General features: G+C 62.5%; 6 protein-coding genes. 2 read left to right on the forward strand and 4 right to left on the reverse strand.

The features are described from left to right. Positions 1-128: 128 nt before the first annotated feature. From ACMU_RS18470 to ACMU_RS18485, 4 genes are read right to left on the reverse strand one after another with little or no spacing between them, the layout of a single operon-like run. Entirely contained in the window at positions 129-701 is a 573-nt protein-coding gene (locus ACMU_RS18470; protein WP_035263013.1) for a cob(I)yrinic acid a,c-diamide adenosyltransferase, read from the reverse strand. Positions 702-704: 3 nt separating this feature from the next. Further along, positions 705-914, reverse strand: a complete 210-nt coding sequence (locus ACMU_RS18475; protein ID WP_035263015.1) for a twin transmembrane helix small protein — start codon at positions 912-914, stop codon at positions 705-707. A gap of 34 nt (positions 915-948) precedes the next feature. Further along, complete coding sequence (locus tag ACMU_RS18480; protein ID WP_035263016.1) at positions 949-1,779, reverse strand: SDR family NAD(P)-dependent oxidoreductase; 831 nt, start codon at positions 1,777-1,779, stop codon at positions 949-951. A 57-nt stretch (positions 1,780-1,836) separates the two neighbouring features. Continuing rightward, complete coding sequence (locus ACMU_RS18485; protein WP_035263018.1) at positions 1,837-2,364, reverse strand: SH3 domain-containing protein; 528 nt, start codon at positions 2,362-2,364, stop codon at positions 1,837-1,839. 133 nt (positions 2,365-2,497) lie between these two features. Between ACMU_RS18485 and parC the strand changes: the two genes are divergently transcribed. Continuing rightward, complete coding sequence (parC, locus tag ACMU_RS18490; RefSeq protein ID WP_035263020.1) at positions 2,498-4,801, forward strand: DNA topoisomerase IV subunit A; 2,304 nt, start codon at positions 2,498-2,500, stop codon at positions 4,799-4,801. A gap of 60 nt (positions 4,802-4,861) precedes the next feature. Continuing rightward, entirely contained in the window at positions 4,862-5,449 is a 588-nt protein-coding gene (locus tag ACMU_RS18495; protein WP_035263023.1) for a hypothetical protein, read from the forward strand. Positions 5,450-5,546: the final 97 nt, after the last annotated feature.

Genomic DNA, 5,546 nt, shown 5'->3' on the forward strand with positions numbered 1-5,546 from the left:
GGTTTTGGCGCAGTTAAGGCTGCGCCGATGATGCTCTCGGATGTGTTGTTAGCGGCTCTGCGCGGGGGAAAACAGATAGAAATGGTCAAATTCCGGCGACGCGACGCCGCGTTCCGGTGGTTTTAGCGCTATCGGTTTGCGCCGGGCACCCACAGGACGTCGTCGGTGCCATCATTATTGGCGATTCGGGCGGCGACAAAGAACCAGTCGGACAGGCGGTTGAGGTATTTGACAGCAGCGGGGTTCACATCCTCGACCTGCGCCAGTTCCACGGACAGCCGTTCGGCCCGACGCGCCACGGTGCGGGCCATGTGCAAATGCGCCGACAGGGCCGAGCCGCCGGGCAGGATGAAACTGCGCAACGGTTCCAGCCGGTCATTCATAGCGTCGATCTCAGCCTCCAGCCGGTCAACCTGCGTGTCGACCATGCGCAGCACCGGATAGCCGGCTTCGCCGTCCTTGTCGCGGTCGGGGCGGCAGAGGTCGGCGCCGAGATCAAAGAGGTCGTTCTGGATGGCGCTGATCTGTAAATCGATGTCGCCATCGGCATGCAGGCGGGCCATACCCAGGGTGGCGTTCAACTCGTCCACGGTGCCATAGGCCGCCACGCGGGGGCTGTATTTGGCGACGCGGCTGCCATCGCCCAGCGCGGTTTCGCCCTTGTCGCCGGTGCGGGTATAAATCTTGTTCAGAACAACCATGGATCAGCCTCCTGCCCCGCCACGCAGCAGGACAAAGGCAAGGATCAGCACAATCGCTGCGGCCTGCGCGTAGATGCGATAGCGCATCATGCGGTTGCCGTGTTTGCGGTTGAACTCGCCCCCTTTGGCAAAGGCGCTGACACCGATAATCAGCACGACCAGCACCAGAAGGCAGGCAAGCGCGGCGATGATAAACAGGGGATCGTTCAGCATGGGATGTCCTTTGTGGTGGCCCGAGGCCCGAAGATTACCCGCCGCCCCAGATCCTGTCGACCATGCGGGTCGTGGCAAAGCGGCGCAGGATATTGGCGACATAGGTGGGTCGGGTCACGAAATAGCGCGGATGGGGATCATTGCTATGGAGTGCGTGCAATAATTTGCGCGTGACGGCAGAGGCCGGCAGTTCGAACCGGTCGCGGGTGCCGCTGTCTTTGTACAGGCGTTTCAGCAGCTGGCTTTCGTATTGGTCCTTGCGGACAGAGCCTTTCCAGTCGATCCATTTCACGAATTGCGGGATGGATTTGACCCGGATGGAAGAGGTCACAGGACCCGGTTCGATCAGGATGACCTTGATGCCGGCATCGGCCATTTCCAGCCGCCATGTGTCGGACAACCCTTCCAGCGCGTATTTCGAGGCCACATAGGCGCCGCGCCATTTCATTGGCACCAGGCCCAGGACCGAGCTGTTGTTGATGATGCGCCCGTGGCCTTGTGCGCGCATGGTGGGGATCAGGCGGCGGGTGAGGTCGTGATAGCCAAAGACGTTGGTTTCAAACACCTCGGCCAGGGCGGCGCGAGGCAGATCCTCCATCGCGCCGGGGCAGGCAAAGGCGCCGTTGTTGAACAGCGCGTCCAGCGTGCCGCCGGTGCGGCTGAGCGTTTCGTCGACGGCGGCGGACAGGCTGTCTTCGCTCGCGTAATCCAGCGGGAAGCTTTCCAACCCTTCACCTTCCAGCCGGTCGCAGTCGCGTTGTTTGCGGCAGGTGGCAAATACCCGCCAGCCGCGCGCCGCAAGACCATGCGCGGCGTCGTAACCGATGCCGGACGAGCATCCGGTAATCAGGATGGATTTCTGCATCTGCCCTGCCTGTCATTGTACTGCGGGGCAGACGCTATGCCATCGTGGCTGGCGCGTCTATCCGGCAGGGGCCACAAACTTGGCCGCCATGAACCCGTACAGTCCAACAGCGGGGGCATGAAGTTCAACCCAGCCATTCGCGGTGCGGTCAATAACAGTCGCGCGCATGTTGCGGGTCAGGGTGCCCACCACCGCGTTCGAAGTGCCCGGACCGGCGCGCAGGTTCACACGGTTGCCGGTGATCACCACGGCCTCGCCCTGGGGCGTGGGGCCGGCATGGGCCGGAACATGACCCGCAGGGGCGTCGCGGTGGCTGATCTGCATAAGGCCGGGCTGCGCATCAACAAGCGAAACCGGCGTCAGCGTCACGCCTTCGGGCAGGGTCACGTCGAAGCTGGGCGCGGGCGGGGCCACGCGGGCAGCGGCGGTTTTTGCCGGACGCTCTTGCAGGCGAATGCGCGGCGCCGCCTCGGGCGCGGGTTCAGCCACAGTGGCGGTTGCCGCCGTAGCATTTGGTTCAAGGTGATTTGCCCACCAAAGCACGCCTACCAGGCCGGCGCAGAGCCATAGTACCAATCGAATCATCTCGCACCCTCCCCAGGGTTTTGCATGGAAAAGGGATAAAGAACGGGGGATTGCCGCATAACGGGAAAAACTTTCGCCCGTTCCCCCCGTTCCGGCGCTTGAAGGCGCAGAATCCGGCGGGTACACAAGACCTATGAGCGATCTTCCAGACGACCCCAATATGGGCGCGGGTAACGTGTCCGAAACGCTGCGCCGCGCCATTGGCGAACGCTATCTGACCTATGCGCTGAGCACGATTATGCACCGCGCATTGCCCGATGCGCGTGACGGCTTGAAGCCGGTGCACCGGCGGATCCTCTATGTGATGAGCCGCCTGCGGCTGGCGCCCGGCGGCGGGTTCCTGAAATCGGCCAAGATCAGCGGCGACACGATGGGCGATTTCCACCCCCATGGCGACGCCGCGATTTACGACGCGATGGCGCGATTGGCGCAGGATTTCAACATGCGCTATCCGCTGGTCGACGGGCAGGGCAATTTCGGCAATATCGACGGAGATAATCCCGCCGCCAGCCGCTATACCGAGGCGCGGATGACCGAGATGGCGCAGGCCATGCTGGAAGGTCTGGCCGAGGATTCGGTGGATTTCCGCGACAATTACGACGGCCGCCTGACCGAGCCGGTGGTGCTGCCGGCCAGTTATCCGAACCTGCTGGCCAACGGCGCGGCAGGGATTGCGGTGGGCATGGCCACCAACATTCCGCCGCACAACATCGAAGAGCTGATCAATGCCTGCCTGCATCTGATCAAGGCCCCGAATGCGCGGGACGAGACGTTGCTGGAGCACGTGCCCGGCCCCGATTTCCCCACCGGCGGTGTGATTGTCGAGCCGCCTGAGAGCATCCTGGAAACCTATCGCACCGGGCGCGGTTCGTTCCGGTTGCGTTCGAAATGGATCACCGAGGATCTGGGCCGTGGTCAGTGGCAGATTGTTGTCACCGAAATCCCGTTCCAGGTGCAGAAATCGAAGCTGATCGAGAAAATCGCGGACCTGATCGGGCAGAAAAAGATTCCAATCCTGGCCGATATCCGCGACGAAAGCGCCGAAGATATCCGCGTGGTATTGGAGCCGAAATCCAAGAACGTGGACCCCGACGTGCTGATGAACACCCTGTTCCGGCAGTCGGATCTTGAGATCAAGTTCAGCCTGAACATGAATGTGCTGATCGACGGTCTGACACCCAAGGTTTGCAGTCTGAAGGACGTGTTGCGTGCGTTTCTGGACCACCGACGCGATGTGTTGCAGCGCCGCGCGCGCCACCGGTTGGAAAAGATCGACCACCGGCTTGAGGTTCTGGAAGGGTTCATCACGGCGTTCCTGAACCTGGACCGCGTCATCGACATCATCCGCTATGATGACGATCCCAAGGCCGCGCTGATGCGCGAGGATTGGTCGGCCCCGCATGCACGCGCCACGTCCGAGGCCGATTACGTCAGCCCCGCCGGAAGTGCCGAGGATGGCCTGACCGAGGTGCAGGTGGACGCGATCCTGAACATGCGGTTGCGCAGCCTGCGTAGGCTGGAAGAGATGGAGCTGCGCGACGAATATGACAAGCTGTTGGAGGAACGCGCGGGGCTTGAGGACTTGCTGGCCGATGAGGGGCTGCAATGGAACCGCATTTCGGAACAGCTGCGCGAGACCCGCGCCAAGTTCGGCAAGAAAGTGCCCGGCGGCGCGCGCCGCACCCAGTTCGCCGAGGCGGGCGAGGTGGAAGACGTGCCCATCGAGGCGATGATCGAGCGTGAGCCGATCACTATCGTCTGTTCGAAAATGGGCTGGATCCGGGCGATGACCGGCCATATCGACCTGACCCGCGAACTGAAGTTCAAAGATGGCGACGAGGGCCGGTTCATCTTTCACGCCGAAACCACCGACAAGCTGCTGGTCTTTGGCTCGAACGGGCGGTTTTACACGCTGGCCGCGTCGCAGCTGCCGGGGGGGCGTGGCATGGGCGAGCCGGTGCGCCTGATGGTGGACCTGCCCAACGAGGCCGAGATTGTCGATCTGTTCATCCTTCAACCCGAGGCGCGCCTGCTGGTGGCCAGCACGGCGGGCGACGGGTTCGTGGTGCCGGCGGCTGACGTGGTGGCCCAGACCCGCAGTGGCAAGCAGGTGCTGAACGTCAGGGACGACGTGCGCGCGTTGGTCTGTCACGCGATCAAGGGTGATCATGTGGCCTGCGTGGGTGAAAACCGCAAGGTTCTGATCTTCCCGCTGGACGAGTTGCCCGAGATGGGGCGTGGCAAAGGTGTGCGGTTGCAGAAATACAAGGATGGCGGGCTGAGCGATGCCACCACCTTTACCCTGGCCGACGGGCTCAGCTGGCTGGACCCGGCCGGGCGCACCCGCACACAATCCGACCTGGCCGAATGGCTGGGCAAACGGGCAGGCACCGGGCGGATGGCCCCGCGCGGGTTCCCTCGCGACAACAGGTTCTGATCGTTGCCCGATGCGCCGGGCTGCGGTATCGGTGAGGGAACGACTATGCGGGAGGCGTTGATGCGAAACTGGATCCTTGGGCTTGGGATGATACTTGCGGTGGCCGGGTGTGCCTCCAGCACTGAAATCGATCCCGAACCTGCCGCGCTGGGCGATTTCAGTCTTGGCCATAACATCGTGGTGGCCGACAACGCGCAACTGATCCCCCCCTCGCGCGGGGCTGAGCCCGACGAGTGGGAAGAGGTCCTGACCGCAGAGATCGACCGGCGATTTGCCCGGTACGAAGGGGAGAAACTGTATCATTTCGGCGTTGCCGTCGAAGGTTTCGCCCTGGCTGTTCCCGGTGTGCCCGTGGTGTTGTCACCCAAGTCGGCGCTGGTCATATCCGTTGCCGTCTATGACGACACGCTGGCGAATAACGGCCGCAACGGCAAACTTGCCGAAGAACGCAAGCAATTGACGATTCTGGAGAGTTTCTCGGGCGACACGATTGTCGGGTCGGGCCTGACAAAATCGCGCGAACAACAAATGCAGAACTTGGCGTTTAATGCGGCACGCGCGATCGAGAAATACCTTGCCAATAACGCTGCCGAGTGGTTCGGCGAGGACACAATTGCCCCGGTTGAAGAGGACGAGGCGACCGAATAGCGCACGAGGCGCTTGATTTCTGTCTCCAGTCCCAATAATTAGCGCGCGATGTTGAATCGGGGCCAACCGGCCCCCCGAAATCCACGAGGCGCCAAGT

It is taken from the genome of Actibacterium mucosum KCTC 23349, assembly GCF_000647975.1.
Lineage (GTDB): Bacteria > Pseudomonadota > Alphaproteobacteria > Rhodobacterales > Rhodobacteraceae > Actibacterium > Actibacterium mucosum.